Origin of the sequence: Candidatus Aegiribacteria sp., from assembly GCA_021108005.1 — a bacterium.
Lineage (GTDB): Bacteria > Fermentibacterota > Fermentibacteria > Fermentibacterales > JCC-6 > Aegiribacteria.
This window is the reverse complement of record JAIORS010000211.1, coordinates 26907-46169: the sequence shown is the minus strand read 5'-3', so window position 1 is coordinate 46169 and position 19263 is coordinate 26907. Positions and strand designations below refer to the sequence as shown.

Below are 19263 nucleotides of genomic sequence, written 5' to 3'. Positions count from 1 at the left end.
ATCGTGATGCTCAGGACCGAACAGGACGTACAGATATCGAAATGCGTACTGGTGAGGTGACACACTCTCAGTATTGATCCAACCGCCTGAGTTACGAAGTTCAAACTGATTGTCACATTATCGGATGTTCTTCATTGTTCTGGCAACTTTTCGCCATTCGTGTGCGATCTGGCTGATTTCAGCAGCGCCCAGCAGTATCACACACTCCCAGTAAAGCAGGAAGAAAGTTGCCATAAGCCTCGCAAGCGAACCGTATACCACTCCCCACCCGGGATTGTTAATAACCCATATATAGGATTGGGTACCAAGGCCTGTGAATACCATCGCCACAAAGGTTGCAAGTAAAGCCTGCCTGATACCTACTTTCCTGTTCGGAGCAGCCTTGAAAAGCGTCAGGAATAACAGCATAGTGAAGGTAATTCCCAGTATCTGAGCTATACCGCCTCCGGTGAGATGCCCGATTAAAGGCCATTGGGAAACAAGGTCACCCACCGGGCTGTCCACAACCAGCCGGGCCATTGCTGAAAAGATCAGTGAGGACACAAAGCATAATGCTACGAGCAGAGCCAGAAAGAAATCGTACAGTTTCCCAAGTACGATATTTCGGCCCCTGGGTACATCAAATATTCTGTCGAACGCCGTCCTTATTGTGCCGAACAGTCTGCTGACAAGCCATAGAAGAAAACCGAAACCGATTATTCCGGGTATTCCCGCATTACCTGTAAGAATTGTGCTTTCGATTTCGTTTCTTGTGGTCTCGGGAATGAGAGGGTTGGCTGTATCAAGCCAGTTCGTAAGGCCCTGTTGCAGGCCTTCGTCCTCCTGAAGCGCTATACCGCTGAACATGAGTATCATAAGGCCAAGAGGAATTACGGTTATCAGAACATTGAATGAAATGGCCGCAGCCGAGAAGAATACGCTGTCATCGTTCCATCTGTTATAAAGCCTTATGCTGAAGAATCTGATGAAAATCCATAATCCATGAAAGAATCTTTTTATCGATGCTGCTTTGATAAGGGAAATCAGCTGCCATAGTCCTTTATCGGAAGTCAGAATTATTCCACCGTAACGCTTTTTGCGAGATTTCTTGGTTTATCAACATCACAGCCTCTGGCAACAGCGATGTGATAGGATAGAAGCTGAAGGGGGATCACGCTGAGCAGAGGAACAAGCATGTCAGATGTTTCGGGAACTCTGATAATCCAGTCCGAGACCGATTCGATATCGGTGTCCCCCTCGGTGGCTATGGCAAGAACTCTTCCATGTCTTGCCTTAACTTCCTGTATGTTGGAAATAACCTTGTCATAGGCCGCACCCTTAACCGCAATCACCGCTATGGGCATCATTTCATCTATAAGGGCTATGGGTCCATGTTTCATCTCCGCCGCAGGATAACCCTCCGCATGAATGTAGGATATTTCCTTGAGTTTGAGGGCGCCTTCGAGGGCCACAGGGAAGTTCACTCCCCTGCCAAGGTACAGGAAATTCCTTACGTAAGTGAATTCTCTGGCTATTTCCGCTATACTGCTGGAATTCTCAAGAATCTTCCTGACCTTGTCAGGTATGGCCATTATCTCATGTGCCAGTTCAAGGCCCTGATTACGGTCGAGAATCTGTCTGGCTCTTCCAAACGCAAGGGCAATAAGGGTAAGAGCCATTACCTGTGAAGTGAAGGCTTTCGTTGAAGCAACTCCGATCTCGGGGCCTGCATGGATATAAACACCGGCATCCGTTTCACGGGCGATGGTTGAACCAATCACGTTGACTATTCCAAGAGTACGGCATTTCTTCTCTTTAGCCAGTTTCAGGGCTGCAATGGTATCAGCGGTTTCACCACTCTGGCTTATTACAATCATCAACGTATCCGGAGGCAGCACCGGGTCTCTGTATCTGAATTCGGAAGCGTATTCCACCTGAACAGGTATTCTTGAATAGGACTCGATAAGGTACTTGCCTATGGATGCAGCATGCCATGAGGTTCCGCAGGCGGTTATTACTATCCTGCTTATGGACCTCATGTCCTCTTCGGACATCTGGAGACCTCCAAGGTGAGCTGTTCCCTGGACAAGATCCAGCCTGCCCCTGAAAGCGTTCGTAAGTGATTCAGGCTGACTGTAAATCTCCTTCAGCATGAAATGAGGGTAACCATCCTTTTCGATATCTGTGATATCCCAATCCACATATTCAATACGTTCTCGAATTAGGGATGGGTGGCCGTTATCCGATTGAATTCCTTTGAGGCTGACTTCTATAACCTCGCCCTCCTCAAGGTAAACAACGTCTCTGGTATGTGAAACAATAGCTGCTATATCGCTTGCAACGAAATACTCGTCATCGCCTACTCCAGCTACAAGAGGACTTCCGTAACGGGCAGCAACAAGGGTATCCGGTTCATCAGCGGATAGTACTGCTATGCCGTACGCGCCATGAACTTTTTGAAGAACATCTTTTACAGCTCTGAAAAGTTTTTTTCCTTTTGCAACTTCCTGACTGATCAGCTTCGGCAACACCTCGGAATCGGTTTCAGATTCGAAACTGACTCCGGAGTCAATGAGTTCCTGCCTGAGTACCTTGAAATTTTCTATAATTCCATTGTGAACTACCGCTATCTTCCCCGTCATGTCAATATGGGGATGAGCGTTAGCATAGGAGGGTTCTCCATGGGTAGCCCAGCGGGTATGAGCTATCCCTACAGTCGAGGAATCGGCTTCTCCGGGATCGATTTTTTCGAGATCACTGACGCGGCCTTCACGCTTTTTTACAAACAGATTGCCTTTATTCTGAAGCGCGTACCCCGCAGAATCGTAACCTCTGTATTCAAGACGCTTGAGCCCGGCAAGAAGTATTTCCCTTGCCGGTCTGTTTCCTACGTATCCAACTATTCCGCACATAAATTCTCCATTGTAATACTGAATATCCGGAAGTCATTATCAATGTAACCATTTTCCCTGTTCTCGGCAATGAACCTGACCACAGGTTCCGTACCTGATGGTCTGATATGCATCCAGCCTCCATCCCGGGAATACCATAAACCGTCTCTCGTATCGTCCGCCGGACCGAACTCTTCCAGAAGGCGGGATTTCAAGACCTCGAACTCAGCTTTGAATGGAAGCTTTCTCTTGAACATGCTGTAGGATGGATAGCTTTCTGCCCAGGTTCCTATACTGGAACCGGGATAACTTCTTAAAAATGAAACCGCGCAGGCCATTGCCACACCGCTGTCCCGGCCAGCGTGAAAAGCCCGGTCGATGACTCCACCGTTACCCTCGCCGCCTATGATGGCTCCACGTTTTTCCATTTCCTCCACAACGTTGACCTCTCCCACCGGGCTGCGGTACAGCCTGCAGCCATGTTTCCCGGCGGCATCTTCCGCCAGTCTGGAGGTAGAGAGGTTAACAACAGCCGGACCCGGCCTTTCTGCAAGTATAAAATCTATTGCCAGTGCAACCGTGTAATCCTCGCCAATAATTCTTCCATTCTCGTCTACAAGGGCAAGCCTGTCTCCATCCGGATCAAAAGCAAAACCAATATCGGCGTTCTCATCTTTAACCGCGTCGGACAGTTCCCTGAGGCTCTCAACGGTTGGTTCAGCAACCCGTGGGAAATCACCAGAAGGTGTCATTTCGGAATTGATCACGGTGAATTCAACTCCCAGCCTGTCCATCAGCATCGGAGCGAAAGGAGCAGCCGCGCCTCCAGTAACATCAAGAACCGCTGAAAGCGGTCTTCCTTCAGAAACCAGCCATGGCAACGAAAGTACACCTTCGATATGCCTTTCCACGGCTCCGCTCAATTCGCGGGGAATCCCGACTTCTCTGTAATCAGAATGTTTCATTTCGGTGCTGAGTAATACCATCAATCGTTCTCTGTCATCTGACCTCAGGAAAACACCATCACCTCCGATGAGTTTCAGAGCGTTCCATTCACCGGGATTATGGCTTGAGGTAATGGCAATTCCTCCGCGTATTCCTTCCTTCATGGCTTCAAGCTGTACGGTAGGAGTAGGCACAATCCCCAGGAGAATCGGGTCACAACCCACGGACATAAGACCTGCGGATACGGCTGCCTCTACCGCGGGTCCGCTTCTTCTGGTATCTCTGCCGACTACAACAGGCCCCCTGCCGGAGAGAACCCCGAACGCGGAAGCGAATTCCGCGGCGTTGGCAACTGTAAGGGACTTGCCGAATATACCCCTTATTCCTGATCCGCTGATTATTGGTTTCATAAATCTTCCTTGAAGTGAAATGTGGAGCCGGCGAACGGAATCGAACCGTTGACCTGCGCATTACGAATGCGCTGCTCTGCCAGCTGAGCTACGCCGGCTCCGGAGCAATTGATATTATTGAAAAACACACGAATCGTCAATAATCTCAGAAAATCGATCCTTCACTACCGAATAAACTTACGGGGAAAGTAATGCTGAACTGGGAACTTCCAAGATCAGCTTCGGCTGCCGGATAAACCGAGGATTCCACTCCGTCAATTACTGCGCTGTCCATTGTTATATTGGCAAAAGACCGCCTGTACTCCATCCTGCCGGACACGGGACCGAGAAGATTTACCTCGGCTCCAACTGAAAAGGTAAAACCTGCTGAATTTCCCTGAGCTTCAACATATTCTCCAAAATCATCCGTTCCGCTGTACTTCCCGGTTATAAAAACTCCGCCTGCTCCCGCGAAAACGGAGAGCTTTTTGAAAACATTGTACTCCGCCAGGGGCATAATCGAAATCAGAAATGCGCTCAATTCGCCATCCCAGCCGATCGGGGAAGAGTTTTTCCAGAAGTATTCCCCTGTAATTCTGAAGTCCAGTATCCCGGGCGCATCGATATCTACAGCGATGCCTGCCGATGTCCCAGGAGTGAGAAACCTGTTTTCGTAAACCGAATCCATCGGAGCCAGATTCGAAATCATCGGCCCCACGCTGACCGAAATACCATCGGATGCAGCACTCGGTAGAACGGAGACCATTATGAGCAAGGTAATCTGAATCACTGTATTGAATCTCACGCTTCATCTCCCGTAGTGTATTCCTTCTTGATGTGATTAAGCAGTCCGCCATCCTTGAGGATATCGAGCATCTCATCAGGCAGCGGAGGAAAAGTAAATATACTGCTGCCAACGTGCACCTCTCCTGAGGCTGGATCTATCGCTATCTCATCGCCTTCTGTGAAATAATCCACAGCTTCCGGACTCTGGACAAGAAGCAGTCCCTGGTTAATGGCGCTTCTATAAAATATCCTGGCGAATGATTTCGCGATTACGGCTTTTACGCCTACATATTTTAATCCGAGGGAAGGCTGCTCCCTGCTCGATCCGCATCCGAAGTTCTCACCCGCGATTATTATGTCTCCGGGTTGAACAGCTCCAGCAAAGGCAGGATCGAGGTCTTCCAGGAGATGCTCCTTTATCTCGGGACCTGTTGCACAGGTGTAGGTGTACTTGCCCGGAAAGAGCAGATCGGTGTTGATATCGTTCTGAGGATAGTAGAACACAGTCATCTGAGTACCTCCCTTGGATCCACTATTTTGCCTGCTATGGCCGAAGCAGCTGCCGTTTCCGGGCTGGAAAGGTATATCTCAGCCTCTTTTTCACCCATTCTTCCCTTGAAATTCCGGTTTGCTGTTGAAAGACATTTCTCACCGGGAGCCAGAACTCCCTGATGCGCTCCAAGGCATGGTCCGCAACCGGGGGGCAGAACGACCGCTCCCGATTCAACAAGATCCTGCATGACACCCATTTTCATCGCCCTGAGGTATTGCTTTCTGGAAGCCGGGGCAATTATCATCCTTACGCCTGCGTGAACCCTTTCACCTCTGAGGATGTCTGCTGCCGCTTTTAAGTCCTCCGCCCTGCCGTTGGTGCAGGTTCCAAGGAAAACCTGGTCTATCTTCATGCCGGCCATTTCTTCGACCGGGACAACGTTATCAACCTGATGGGGACATGCAATAACAGGGATTATATCCGAAAGGTCATACTCCAGCGAACTCGCGTATTCAGCGTCATGATCACTCCAGACGGCACCACTGGTATCCATACCCAGATCCTGTAAGTATTTACTTGTTAACATATTGGCCGGGAATGCGGCGATCTTGGCACCCATTTCAATTCCCATGTTGGCGATTGTCATTCTATCGGATATCCTGAGCCCTCCGACAGCTGGACCATTGAACTCAACAGCCATATAGTTCGCGCCGCCCGCTCCCACATCTCCAATTATGGTTAGAATCAGGTCTTTACTGGAAACAGCGGCATCAAAGGATCCGTTAAGTTCGATATTCATCGTTTCGGGTACTCTGAACCAGGTTCTGCCGGTTATCCAGATACCGGCGGCTTCGGTTCTGTCAATACCGGTTGCGAAGCAGTTGAACGCACCGTAAGTGCATGTATGGCTGTCGCTGCCGACGACAATCGATCCTGGTTTGACAAGCCCCATTTCAGGCATGACCTGATGACAAATGCCGGTTCCAATATCGAAAAAGTTGGTTATTCCCTGTTCCCTGACAAATTCCCGTATCTTCATGTGACCCGCTGCGTTCTTGCTTGAAGCTGCGGGTGTGACGTGGTCGAGCACAATAGCCAACCTTCCGGGATACTTTACCTTCCCCCCCGGAACGGTGGATTCGAACTTGCCTATTATCGCTGAACTGTTATCATGAGTAAGGATATAATCCGGTTCAACGAACACTATCTCACCTTCCCTGACCTTCTTTCCAGCTGCCCGGCCAAGAACTTTTACCGCAAAAGTTTCTCCCATAATGCGAGACCTTTCTTAAGAATATTCCTGCTTCTGTGATCGATTCACTATAGTACGAATTATACAATCGGTTCCGTGAGTAGTAACCCCGAACTTTTTATATACAATTCATGAAGGGTTCCCATGAGAATTGTAACCGGAAAAGACAACATATCGGAAATGTGCGCAGACCTTCTTCACGATGAATCAAACCTGTCGGGTGCGTGGTGTGAATCCGCAGCCTGGCCTGAAAACGCGGATGAAGCCGCGGATTTCATAGGAGAATGTTCACAGAGGGGAATGCCCCTTACCTTTTCGGGAGGACTTACCGGTATATCGGGAGGAGCTCTTCCGGAAGGCGGTTCTGTTATATCAGCATCATCTATGAAGGATATCAGAATGCTTGATAATGGAAATGTTACCGCTTCCGCGGGAATAACGATTGAAGAATTGAACGGTTTTTTATCCGTAAACGCGAAAGGCTTCTTTTACCCACCCGATCCTACAGAGGAAACCGCTTCCGTAGGCGGCACTATTGCCACCGATGCCTCAGGAGCGGACAGTTATCTCTACGGATCAACAAGAAAATGGGTGGAAGGGCTTCAGATCGTTCTTCCGGATGGCAGAATTCTGAACATTAAACGTGGTCAGCACTTTTTTAAGAACCTTGCCTGCACCCACCCCGTTCTGGGTACACTTAACCTTCCGTCCCTTGCTCGAGAACAGCCAACTAAGAATGCCGCAGGCTACTACATGCATCCCTATATGGACCTGATAGACCTGTTCATCGGCTCTGAGGGAACACTTGGTTTCATAACCAGGGCCGAACTGAAACTGGCACCTGAACCTGAATACCTTATCGATCTCGCTGTCTTCCCCGAAAAAGCCTCGTCCTTCTGGAAACTGTACGATTTACTGCTGCGTGCCGAATATCCGCTCCGGATAAGAGCTCTGGAAATGATGGATGACAGGTGCATCGATTTCATGCGAATGCATCCAGGGGAGTTTCCCGCTCCGCCGGAGAACGCTTCATTTGTGATGCTTTTAAGAGCTGAAGCTGACAGTGATGAGCATCTTGAAGATACTCTGGTTCTTCTTGATGAGATGCTGACCCGATCCGATGCGAGCCCGGATACCGCATGGGGAGGTTTCGAGCCCTCCGAGAGAAAAAGGATCAAGGACTTCAGACATGCGCTTCCCGAAGCGGTCAACCATTGTATTTCGGAATCGAGAAGGAAGTACCCTCTAATTCACAAATACGGCTCTGACGGCGCGGTTGCGCCATCGAGATTCAGTGAATATTACGACAGAACGCGGAGAGTTCTGGAAGAAAGAGATCTTCCCTTCGTTATATTCGGCCATGCAGGACAGGGTCACATTCATGCCAACGCTATACCTGAAGATTCAATTCAGATGCGGATGGCCGATGAAGCCATGAGAGAAATAGCGGCAGCCGCTGTGGAAATGGGCGGGACAGTATCCGCCGAACATGGACTTGGAAAACTGAAACTCGATTATCTGGACATGATGTACTCTGACGATGAAATCAAAGCCATGGAAGCAATCAGAAATGCGATTGGAACCTGAACTGAACCCGGCACCAAACTTAATCAAGAGTTTCAAGCATAGATACAAAGAACTTCCAGAAACGTTGAAGGGAAGAAATGCTGACTCTTTCTCCGGGTATGTGAACATCCCTGATATCAGGACCCATGGATATCATATCCATTCCCCCTACTCTATCACCAATAATGCCGCATTCCAGTCCGGCATGTATGGATTCGATTCGTGGTTCCTCACCCGAGACTTCTCCGTATATCTCAATCAGTTTCTTAAGCAGTTCGGAGTTCTTATCAGGCATCCACCCGGGATATGAACCACCTGTGGTGAATGTGCATCCTGCCATCCGTGCGATAGCTGCAATTTTATTTCCAAGGGCGATTTTCGCGGTCGCAAGCGAACTCCTTGCGGTAAGTTCAACGGTAAATATGTCATCACTCATGGAGATAATAGCAAGATTGACCGATGTTTCTACAAGCCCGTCTATCACGCCGCTCATCTTTTCGATACCATGTGGAAGGACAAGGAGCAAATCCGCAATTCTCAAACCGGTCGCATAATCTATCGGCTCAGCCTTAAGAGGCTCGTGTTCCATCCGGACTTGAATTCCATTTTCGATGCCCATGAATTCAAGTTCAAGTTCCCCGGATACCTGATTCAGATATTCAATTGCGGAATCAAGCTCTTCATTCGGGAAATGGACAAGAGCGGCTGCATTCCGTGGTATTGCATTTCTCTTTGTGCCTCCTGATATACCAGCTATACGGCAGTTATAATTCAAACAGAGATCTCTGAGAATCCGTCCAAGAAAACGGATCGCGTTCCCACGGTTCTTATCTATTTCCATTCCGGAATGACCGCCTTTTAGTCCTGCAACTTCAAGACGGTAACAGCTAACAGATTTGGATCGTTCCAGGGGCATTTCCAGACAGAAATCCATTCCACCCGCACATCCTACAGTAAATACTCCCTCATCCTCCGAATCAAGGTTTATTAAACGCCTGAACTTTATCCATTCCGGATTAAGGTTCCCGGCTCCAGTAAGCCCCCTCTCCTCGTCGGTTGTAAAAAGACACTCCAATGGAGGATGGGAAATGTCTCTGGAATCCAATACCGCAAGCATAAGCGCAACACCGATCCCGTTATCCGCTCCAAGAGTAGTATCAGGAGAAGTGACCCAGCCATCCTGAATTACCGGAACGATGGGATCTTTTGAATGATCGTGATTACTCTCATCCGTTTTCTCCGGAACTATATCGACATGAGCCTGCAGAACGAGTCCGGGGTGATCAGCTGCTCTGCCTGAGCCTTCAGCATGGATAAGAACGTTGTTTTCATCGTCCCGTTTGTATTCCAGATTCCTTTTCTTCGCAAAATCAACAAGAAAATCAGCAATCCTTTCTTCTTCACCTGACGGTCTGGGAATTCTGCTTATTTCCTCAAACCAGTACCAGACTTCTTTCGGCTCGATTTTTTCCAGTATTCTCATTTATCTAACCTCTCATATCTATCGAATCTATAATGTATGCTTTCCCCCGGACATCCGAATGTGCTGAGAAAATATCCGAAGAAAACGTTTCCCGTGTCAATTGACGGTCCATCATCAAGCACCGACTGCAGATCAATGCCGTTATCCTTCAGGAGTCTGACCTCCTTAGAAAAGAATCTGTTACCTTCACTGCGGCTGAATTCAGGATGGAACTGCATACTGAAAAGGTTCTTCTTCCTGTCAATAAATGCCTGGATTGCTGTATGACCGTTCTTCGCTATTACGGAAGCCGTTTCAGGAATAGTAAGAACTCTGTCAAAATGTGATTGAAGAACTCTGGAAACAGGTGCGATTCCAGGTATCTGCAACCCGGCACCGGCTATTTCCACATCAATCCAGCCAGCCTCCAGGCCGCCCGGACAGCTGCTGACAGCTGACGAACCCAAAAGAGCTCTACAGATCAGCTGATGACCGTAACAGACACCCATCTGAGGAATGCCCTCCGCAACACACTTTCTTACAATCCCTTCCGCACCATCAAGGAATTCCGCATCTGAACATATGGATAAGCTGGATCCTGTGTGCATCACATGTGAATACCCAAGAGGGTCGGGAAGACTTTCACCAAAATAGACATAAACCGCTGTTGAATTGCACCCATCAGGGAACCATCTTCTAAAAAGAGGCGCCTCTGAACGATCCACTGAATAATCGAGTATTAAAACATTTTCAGGATTCATATGTTTTTCAGGGTTCTTCAATGATGATATCGTAGCTGAGTTCCACTTTCCCCCTGAGCATCTCACTAACACCGCAATATTTCTCCTGAGAAAGACTTACAGCCCGTTCAATTTTAGTGCGCGGTAGATCCCTGCCGGTGAAAATGAACTCGATATTTATGTATTTGAATATTTTAGGGTGTTTTTCAGTGGTTTCAGCACTGGCTTTTACGGTAAGCTCGAAATCCTTTACTTTCATTTTTTCAAGGATGGAAACCGCGTCCATGCCTGTACAGCCAATCAGGGCTGTAAGTAAAAGATTCTTGGGTCTTGGCCCTTGATCCTGACCGCCGTGTTCGGCGGATCCATCGATAGTGAATTTGTGATCGTCCTGGCTTATTGAAAATTCAAGGCCTCCCTGCCAGACGGCTGTACTGGTGAACATTATCAACTCCGTTTCCTCAGAATTTGAAGCACCAAATTTTCGATATTATGATACAAACAGGAGAATACAATAGAAACCTCTATCCGCCTCATAGTATACCATGCTCCTGGTTGAATAACTGATATGAGTAAACGCGATGGGGAATGTCGATCAGGGGAAGCTGTTAAGCCCCATGAAATTCGTTACTTTCCACTGGTTATTATCCTCAGTAAGAACAGCATTGTAGGGAAGCTCCATTCCCGATGCGGTACTGAATATCAGTGGAATGACAAGATCGTCTCCGTTGCTGGAATACTCACCTATCTGCATTTCATAAAGTGAATAACGGGCTTTCATTACGGGAAGTTCCATTGTGGTTGTCAGATAGTCCAGTGCTGACCAGTCATCTATCTCATCAGCAGTGGCAGTATAGCCGGCAGCTGTCAATCTGGATAATGTAGATTCTTCGTTGTCCTTGATATTCTCATTTAAAATATCCAGCATTATGTCTATTTCCTCCAGTCCATCGTTGGAGATAAGCTGGGATAACATAAAACTGTTGCCTTCTTTAAGAGCCAGAAAAAATTCCTGTAAAACGAACGACGGGTCGTTGGGAACTAAATCAACAGGCACATCTTCGTCGAGGATATCAACCACTTCCGTGATCTGAAGTGAATCCTGTGATGATGGTTCATCGTCGATCGGGACGTAAACCTCTTCCGTGATCTGAAGTGAATCCTGTGATGATGGTTCATCCTCGGCAGGCTGTGCGCAGAGATTCGCAGAAAAGATGATTAAAACAATCGCTAAAAATGCTATGAGTCTCAAGAACACCCCCCCCTCAGATATCAAAGGCCTACGAACACATAAAAAGAATAGTGAATAAAAGCAAGGAGAGCAAATCACCCATTTCGCTTTTCTCTAGTGTTGCCGGATTTACCACCATCTATTGAATCCATAAGTTCAATCAGAACAATGAGATTAAGCAATTATACCGATGAAAAAGCGAAGCACTCCGTTTCCCTTACTCAGAACCCCAAATGCCGAGCGTTTCAAGAACAATTCTGTAGGATAGCTCAAGTCCATTAGTGGCAACCCACTCTTTTCTGGAATGGAATAGCTCTCCGCCTGTTGGCAGATTAACAGTTGGTATTCCCATGTAAGACAATCTGGAGCCATCTGTACCACCTCGAATTGAGCTTTCCTCCGGATTAAGCCCAGCTTTCTCGGTTCCCCTCAGAGCGAATTCCACCGCCCTTCTGTCCTCCCGAAGGATCTCTCCGGGATTCCTGTACTGCTCTGACATCTCCAGAGATATTTCCGCTCCGGGGTATTTTGCCTTAACCCACTTTTCAAGGCTCCTCATCGTTTCAATTCTTGATTTCATTCCTTCGGATGTAAAATCACGAAGAATCATCTTCAGAACTCCCTCAGAGGTAACAGATGATATGGAAAGGGGGTAGTAATATCCCTCATCGCCCGAACTGTTCTCCGGCATTTCTTCGGAAACTATCGATCCTGCAATATCGGCCAGTACCCTTACCGCGTTTACCATTATTCCCTTGGCGCTTCCTGGATGTACTTCTCTGCCCTTCACATTCCAATTCGCCGACCAGGCGTTAAAGGTCTGGATATCAACTTTTCCTACACAACTTCCGTCGATAGTATAAGCGAAATCAGCGCCGAATCTCCCGGTGTCGAAATTATCCATACCTCTTCCAACTTCTTCATCGGTAGTAAAGGCAATCCGCAGCGGTGGTCTGGGTATTCTTCCGTCACTTATCAGAGTTCGCAATATTTCCATAATGATTGCGACGCCAGCCTTGTCATCGGCGCCAAGAAGTGTTGTCCCGTCTGAAGTGATAATTGTATCTCCAACATATCTCAGCATATCAGTGGTATCCGACGGATTGATAACCACTCCTTCGCAAAGCTCAATTGGATTTCCATTCCAGTTATGATGAAGAACGGGGTTCACATTTTCGCCTGGGGCTTCCGGTGAAGTGTCCACATGGGCAAGAAGGCCTATCACTGTATCTCCGAGTCCGTCTCCTGGGAGGGAAGCGTATAGTGTTCCCTTCTCATCAAGTTCAATATCGTCCATCCCTAATTCCCGGAGTTCACCCTCAAGTACCCGCAGGAAGTCCATCTGCCGGTTAGTAGAGGGTGATGCCGAAGATGATGAATCGGAAGCGGTATCTGTTCGGGTATACCTGAGGAATCTGTCGGTAAGGTCTGACATTGTTTCTCCTTTTCAATCATGGAATATTTGATGTATATATACCCAAGTGCAAATATGGGAACAGTCTCAGATCACTAATTCATGTTGTTTCCATCAACCGGGAAGAAGGTATATGAGTGGCATCGTTCAGGAATAGAAGCATTGTATCCATTAGAGATATGTCGCGTGATGATCTGAATAAAGTCGTGGAAACAACAGAACTTGTAAAAAATGGCGAAATATCGAACTTCCTGGAAGGAAAAACGGTAGCAACTCTTTTCTTCGAGCCTTCAACAAGAACTCGCCTGTCTTTTGAATCGGCCGTATTCAAAAGCGGGGGATCCGTTTTCGGTATCGCCAACCCCAAGGCTTCCTCACAGAGCAAGGGGGAATCCTTTGCCGATTCGATCAAAACTGTCGCTGGTTACTGCGACGTAATCGTTATACGTCATCCTGTTGAAGGAGCAGCACGTATGGCTTCCGAACTATCCAACACACCGGTTATAAACGCTGGTGACGGATCGAACCAGCATCCTACACAGACTTTTCTTGACCTGTTTACTATAAATGAGCAATTCGGACGCCTTGATAATCTGAGAATCGGCATGATGGGAGATCTCAAGTACGGAAGAACTGTTCACTCCCTTGCCCATGCCCTTGCGATGTTCGGCAACGAACTGACATTCATTTCTCCGCCATCTCTCCAGATGCCCGGGCATATACTGAAAGAACTGGATGACAGGAATATCCGGTACAGAAGTATTGTAAACCTTGAAGAAGCGGGAGACTACGATCTTGATATTCTTTACGCTACAAGAATACAGAAGGAACGTTTCGGTGATCCGCAGGAATACGAAAAAGTAGCGGGTATATACAGGATTACACCTGAAACCATAGAACTTCTGGGAAAGAAAATAAGGGTAATGCACCCTCTCCCAAGGGTTGATGAGATTGCCGAAGAGATCGATTCAATGCCCAACGCAATCTACTTCGTTCAGGCACACAATGGTATCCCTACAAGACAGGCGCTGCTCGGCCTGGTAACTGGAGGGCTGGACTGATAGTGAGAACATACAAAGTATACTCTATAGAGAACGGTACAGTGATCGATCATATTCCAACCCCTCTTGCCCTGAAGGTAGTCCGAATACTGGGGCTGGAGAATGAGGGGATAATGACAATCGGGATCGGATTCCGATCGGAGAAACAACCAATCGGTAAGGATATCCTGAAGATCGAAAACCGTGAACTGTCCCATGAAGAAACAAACAAAATCGCCCTTATCGCACCAGACGCGACAATCAATATCATCAAAGACGGCGATGTAGCGGAAAAACGCCAGATCACTCTGCCCTCAGCGGTTAAAGATATACTCACATGCCCCAATCCAAACTGTGCTACCAACATACTTGGTGCCAGAAAACATTTTCTGCTTGAGAACAGGGATACCGTTACCTACAGATGCAAATACTGTGAAAGAGCAACGGTTGTAAACCCGGATATGCTAACAACAAAGTAATAGCACATTAGACCTGAAGTCGTGCAACTCCCGTTTCATCGATTTTGATGCTTAATCGAGCCTGTCATTTATCGTGGATCTGATCCGGATTAATCCATGAATGGATATCCAAAATCAGTTGCCGGAATAAAAGTCTCCTTTATAGTTCTGGGACTCACCCATCTAACAAGGTTCAAGGGTCCTCCGGCTTTGTCATTCGTACCTGACGCCCTTGCTCCTCCGAAGGGCTGAAGTCCCACGACGGCACCGGTGGGTTTGTCGTTTATGTAGAAATTGCCTGCCGCATAACGCAAAATGCGACACGCAGTGACAAAAGCATACCTGTCCCTGCTGAATACAGCTCCCGTCAGGGCGTAAGGCGATGTGTCATTACATATAATCAGAGTTTTCTCGTAATCGTCATCCGGATAAACGTAAATAGTCATCACCGGTCCGAATATTTCTTCGCGCATTGTTACAAATTCAGGATCTTTCGTCAGAATAACCGTAGGCTGTATGTAATAACCCTTCGTCTTGTCACCGATTCCTCCCGAAACTATTTCAGCGGAATCAGATTTCCGTGCCAGTTCAATATAATCCATGATGTTGTCAAAAGATTTCTCATCTATGACCGCGTTGACAAAATTAGAATTATCCATGACATCACCTACTTCGATATTCGATATCATCTTCACCAATGCACCCCGAACAACGTTCCACATGGACTCAGGTACGTACGCTCTTGAGGCAGCGGAACATTTCTGCCCCTGATATTCAAAGGCACCCCTCACGATAGCGGTGGCAGCTTCGATGGGGTCAGCGGATTGGTGTACGAAAATAAAATCTTTTCCTCCCGTTTCGCCAACAAGTCTGGGATAGTTTTTATAGACGCTCAAGTTTTCTGCAACCTTTTTCCAGAGGCCGTTGAATGTGGCGTTGGAACCTGTGAAATGCAAACCTGAAAAACCGGGATGAGCCAGTACATGATCTCCTATCAGGGAACCCCTGCCGGGAATGAAGTTTATCACACCGTCTGGTAATCCTGCCTCCCGGTATATCTTCATTAAATAGTAGCTGGAAAGAAGTGATGTTGTCGCCGGTTTCCAGACGGTTACATTGCCCATCAGTACAACTGACATATTCAGGTTGGATGCAATGGCTGTAAAATTGAAAGGACTGACGGTGAATACAAAACCTTCAAGGGGTCTGTACTCTATTCTGTTCATCTGCTCCGAAGTTGAGGACGGCTGTCCACTGTATATCTGCGACGCGAACCATGCGTTGAATCTGAGGAAATCCACTGTCTCAACTGCAGCGTCTATTTCAGCCTGATAGACATTCTTCCCCTGTCCAAGCATTGTGGCTGCATTAATCACATATCTGTATTTCTCCGCTATGAGATCGGCCGCCTTCAGAGAAATGGAAGCTCTCTCGACCCATGACAGTGTAGCCCATTCCTCCCTGGCTTTCATTGCAGCCTCAATTGCGTCTCTCACCTCCTTTTCACCTGCTTTATGATAAGTCGCAAGTACATGCCGGTGATCACATGGCATAAACACTTTTCCTGTATTTCCCGTCCTTACTTCCCTGCCGCCAATTATCAGTGGTATTTCGACCTCAGTTGAGGCCTGCCTTTCAAGTTCCTCTCCTATATGATCCCTTTCAGAACTTCCCCTGGCGTAACTGTAAACCCTCTCGTTTTCCGGCTCTTTAATTGAGAATATCGTATTGTTCATTGTGCAATTTATCCTTTCATCCGATACGTTATGTTCAGCTAACATAACGTATTCTGCGTATTTTTTCAACTTCCCTGCCGCTGGTTCGTGCCCTTATGCGACAATCCTGCCTTCCGACAGTGATTTACCCAATGCGCTGATTCTGGATTTCTTGAACTGACAGGATCTCTTGATCTGTGCTTGAGACACTTGACTTCGCATTGCTTATGTTGATAAAGTTGAACAGAGAAATACCAGGAAACATATTTAGAACCCCATAATCATTGTTAAGTGAGTAAAAATGGAACATTCTGTGTTGTCCAGGGCATGTAGAATCTGTGGCAACTCGGTGAATAATACTCCTTACATTCTTCATGAAATGATGTTCGGATCTCGAGATGAATTTGAGTATTTCCAGTGTTCGAATTGCGAATGCCTGCAGGCAACTGAAATTCCTGAAACGTTAAGCAAATACTATTCCAATGATTACTATTCATTCTCCAAGCCGAATATCTCAAAACCGAACAAAGCATGGTGGTATCTCAAGCACCGGAGAACAGGTTATTACCTGAGTGGCAAAGGTCTTGCGGGAAGGATCCTGTTGAAACTGTTTGGTGAGCCACGTCTTCCAAAATGGGTAAAATCCTCAGGAGTTCATGTGGACTCCAGAATACTGGATGTCGGATGCGGCGCCGGCCACCTGCTAATGCATCTCCACAGGAAAGGCTTTTCTGATCTAACAGGATATGATCCGTATATTCAGGAAGATTGTTATTATGAGAATGGGGTTAGGGTCTTAAAAAGAGACCTTGATGAAACAAGTGAGTCTTTCGAATTCATTATGCTGCATCATTCTTTTGAACACCTTGCGGATCCGCTGGATACATTAAAAAAACTTCGTAGGAAAGCATATGACAAAGGGCTCGTTCTGATACGAATCCCTGTTGCTTCATCATTCGCATGGAAGCATTACAGAACAAACTGGGTTCAGCTCGACGCTCCGCGGCATCTTTTCCTGCACTCCATTAAAAGCATGACGCTGCTATCCGAAAGTGCCGGCTTTGAGATTGAATCCATTGAATTCGATTCCGATGCATTCCAATTCTGGGGAAGCGAGCAATATGTAAAGGGAATTCCGCTGCACGATAGAAGATCCTGCAAATATGGCATAGACAGCTCCATTTTCACCCGAAACGATTTGGTAAGGTTTCAAGAGAAAGCAGAAGAATTAAATGCCGCTAAACAAGGTGACCAGGCATGCTTCCTTCTGCGGAAGATAACTATTTAACCCAACCGCCATCTCAGGAACAGGAAATATGCATCTGTTCTCCGTCAGTGAAGTACAGTAAGCTTCGTGCAGCATCTGGTGATTCCATCCGGGGAAATAAGCTCAACCAGATATATTCCCGGTCTGTATGTAGAAACATCAAGCAGAATATCCTCTGCGTTACAGATCATCTCGTCAATTATTCTACCGGAAATATCCCGGATCCTGAACAGGCTATCTTCAATATGTCCTGTGTGGAATATGGCGGTTCCGAAACAGGGATTGTTTACGACGGATATATGCACTGATTCCGATAAAAGATCATCATCTTCCTCGACTGAAACCAATGCCATCGATGGAACCAGTGTGGGATCTCCTATCAGCGTCATTCCCAGATGCCATGATCTCTCGTGTCCTACAAACCCATTTGAGACTATCTGATTCCACCAGTCTCTATATCCCTCCCCTATTGATCCGTCGTTGCCCATGGGGGCATAGAAATAGTTGAACCGAAGCATTGCTCCGGATTTGGTGCTTCCAACAGCAGCAAGACCATTGCTGTTCTGAAAAACGTATGCTCCACCCATATAACCGCTGGTTGTAAATCTACAGTTGGAGCATGCAAACAGATTGTAGAAATGAGCCGGTGGCTGTATTGCAGCAATTTCGTAGTTGTAAGTTGGATACATTCCCGGATACCAGAGGTGATAGGAAGGGCATGAATGAACAAAAGGACTTATCCAGGAATAGCTTGCCGGTAAGCGAATGTTCTCATAGTCGGAGTCAGTAGTTACCACGTTATCGTTAACAAGATCTGTATTGGGGTACAGGAGCTGCATATTCTGCTGGAAATCGATACCGTAAAAAGCCCAGTCGTCATCAACGTAACAGAGCGCCTGAAGAGGCTCGGTATCACCCTCATCGCGCCAGCTGTGATTCTGATTCAGATACGATGTTATAAGTGATACTTCATCACCAAGATTGCTTGTGAGAATCCTGCCGATGTAAATCTCAGGATCAAGTTCTCCCGACCATGTATCGTACTTCCCATCCTGACCAGATACTCCTCCGGACGGATATCCAATCCATAAATCCTGCCAGCTTCCATTAAGATCCATAAAAAAGTAATCGGACGGGAACTCTTCGCTTGAATCCAGGATATCGTTGTCTATCATAGACCATGCAACGGGAAGATCTCCAACAAAAACAGCTCCTTCCAGTCCCTGATCATGGCGAACCATAAGGTAATCTTTCAGTTCTTCCGGCGTGCTGTATGTGACTTCAACGACTTCCACGGTAAGCCCATTGCAGCTTATATCTGCAGCCCATCGTTCGATCAGGGATAAACCAACAGCAGAAGCAAGACCGTTTTCGAGAATTACCAGAAAACTGGTTCCATCCCTTTCAGAACCGGTTTGCAGAACTGTATTCACAATCAGCGGTACAGTCGGAGGTCGTGTCGCCTGCCATTCCTCCATTGTTTCAGGAGTGTAGCCTTCAGGATACGTTGTCATAGCAACACCGGAATAGTCAAAACCGGTACTCAGCGTCAAAGTAAACAGCAACATTAACATGAGTCCTCCTTCTACAACGCAAACCATTACTGGAATTCGAACTCGTTGTCTTACGTATATA

At 47.1% G+C, this 19263-nt stretch carries 17 protein-coding genes and 1 tRNA gene; 4 read left to right on the top strand and 14 right to left on the bottom strand.

Annotation, left to right across the window (positions count from 1 at the left end):
• Positions 1-117 precede the first annotated feature (117 nt).
• The 7 genes from K8S15_13170 to K8S15_13140 form a co-directional block, all read right to left on the bottom strand.
• A complete protein-coding gene (locus K8S15_13170; protein MCD4776987.1) occupies positions 118-1059 on the bottom strand; it encodes a YihY/virulence factor BrkB family protein in 942 nt (313 codons plus the stop codon).
• Positions 1056-2891: a glutamine--fructose-6-phosphate transaminase (isomerizing) gene (gene glmS, locus K8S15_13165; protein ID MCD4776986.1), complete on the bottom strand. Its 1836-nt coding sequence runs from the start codon at positions 2889-2891 to the stop codon at positions 1056-1058. The genes K8S15_13170 and glmS overlap by 4 nt, the downstream gene beginning before the upstream one ends.
• Positions 2879-4225, bottom strand: coding sequence for a phosphoglucosamine mutase (locus K8S15_13160; protein MCD4776985.1), 1347 nt, complete (start codon positions 4223-4225; stop codon positions 2879-2881). Before K8S15_13160 ends, glmS begins: the two co-directional genes overlap by 13 nt.
• A 22-nt stretch (positions 4226-4247) precedes the next feature.
• Positions 4248-4323 (bottom strand) — tRNA-Thr (locus K8S15_13155).
• A gap of 47 nt (positions 4324-4370) precedes the next feature.
• Complete coding sequence (locus tag K8S15_13150; GenBank protein ID MCD4776984.1) at positions 4371-5009, bottom strand: outer membrane beta-barrel protein; 639 nt, start codon at positions 5007-5009, stop codon at positions 4371-4373.
• On the bottom strand, positions 5006-5500 hold the full coding sequence (locus K8S15_13145) for a 3-isopropylmalate dehydratase (protein ID MCD4776983.1): 495 nt from the start codon (positions 5498-5500) through the stop codon (positions 5006-5008). The genes K8S15_13150 and K8S15_13145 overlap by 4 nt, the downstream gene beginning before the upstream one ends.
• The gene (locus K8S15_13140) at positions 5497-6756 is read right to left on the bottom strand and encodes a 3-isopropylmalate dehydratase large subunit (protein MCD4776982.1); all 1260 of its coding nucleotides are present in this window, start codon (positions 6754-6756) and stop codon (positions 5497-5499) included. The genes K8S15_13145 and K8S15_13140 overlap by 4 nt, the downstream gene beginning before the upstream one ends.
• A 123-nt stretch (positions 6757-6879) precedes the next feature.
• Between K8S15_13140 and K8S15_13135 the strand changes: the two genes are divergently transcribed.
• A complete protein-coding gene (locus K8S15_13135) occupies positions 6880-8322 on the top strand; it encodes an FAD-binding oxidoreductase (protein ID MCD4776981.1) in 1443 nt (480 codons plus the stop codon).
• A gap of 19 nt (positions 8323-8341) precedes the next feature.
• On the opposite strand, the gene K8S15_13130 is transcribed toward K8S15_13135, so the two are convergent.
• From K8S15_13130 to pepT, 5 genes are all read right to left on the bottom strand, one after another.
• On the bottom strand, positions 8342-9784 hold the full coding sequence (locus K8S15_13130; GenBank protein ID MCD4776980.1) for an aminoacyl-histidine dipeptidase: 1443 nt from the start codon (positions 9782-9784) through the stop codon (positions 8342-8344).
• Positions 9781-10524 (bottom strand): type 1 glutamine amidotransferase, encoded by a 744-nt coding sequence (locus K8S15_13125; protein ID MCD4776979.1) that lies wholly within the window; start codon positions 10522-10524, stop codon positions 9781-9783. The genes K8S15_13130 and K8S15_13125 overlap by 4 nt, the downstream gene beginning before the upstream one ends.
• 7 nt (positions 10525-10531) lie before the next feature.
• Positions 10532-10948 carry an OsmC family protein gene (locus K8S15_13120; protein MCD4776978.1) on the bottom strand — a complete coding sequence of 139 codons (417 nt, stop codon included), beginning with the start codon at positions 10946-10948 and terminating at the stop codon, positions 10532-10534.
• A 150-nt stretch (positions 10949-11098) separates the two neighbouring features.
• Entirely contained in the window at positions 11099-11755 is a 657-nt protein-coding gene (locus tag K8S15_13115) for a hypothetical protein (GenBank protein MCD4776977.1), read from the bottom strand.
• Positions 11756-11951: 196 nt separating this feature from the next.
• Positions 11952-13169, bottom strand: a complete 1218-nt coding sequence (pepT, locus tag K8S15_13110) for a peptidase T (GenBank protein ID MCD4776976.1) — start codon at positions 13167-13169, stop codon at positions 11952-11954.
• A 116-nt stretch (positions 13170-13285) separates the two neighbouring features.
• On the opposite strand from pepT, the gene pyrB reads away from it, so the two are divergent.
• Complete coding sequence (pyrB, locus tag K8S15_13105; protein ID MCD4776975.1) at positions 13286-14209, top strand: aspartate carbamoyltransferase; 924 nt, start codon at positions 13286-13288, stop codon at positions 14207-14209.
• Entirely contained in the window at positions 14206-14667 is a 462-nt protein-coding gene (locus K8S15_13100) for an aspartate carbamoyltransferase regulatory subunit (GenBank protein ID MCD4776974.1), read from the top strand. The genes pyrB and K8S15_13100 overlap by 4 nt, the downstream gene beginning before the upstream one ends.
• Positions 14668-14756: 89 nt before the next feature.
• Here K8S15_13100 and pruA read toward each other — a convergent pair whose 3' ends face one another.
• Positions 14757-16382: an L-glutamate gamma-semialdehyde dehydrogenase gene (pruA, locus tag K8S15_13095; GenBank protein MCD4776973.1), complete on the bottom strand. Its 1626-nt coding sequence runs from the start codon at positions 16380-16382 to the stop codon at positions 14757-14759.
• A gap of 280 nt (positions 16383-16662) precedes the next feature.
• On the opposite strand from pruA, the gene K8S15_13090 reads away from it, so the two are divergent.
• On the top strand, positions 16663-17649 hold the full coding sequence (locus K8S15_13090; protein MCD4776972.1) for a class I SAM-dependent methyltransferase: 987 nt from the start codon (positions 16663-16665) through the stop codon (positions 17647-17649).
• A gap of 44 nt (positions 17650-17693) precedes the next feature.
• Here K8S15_13090 and K8S15_13085 read toward each other — a convergent pair whose 3' ends face one another.
• Entirely contained in the window at positions 17694-19196 is a 1503-nt protein-coding gene (locus tag K8S15_13085; protein ID MCD4776971.1) for a hypothetical protein, read from the bottom strand.
• Positions 19197-19263: the final 67 nt, after the last annotated feature.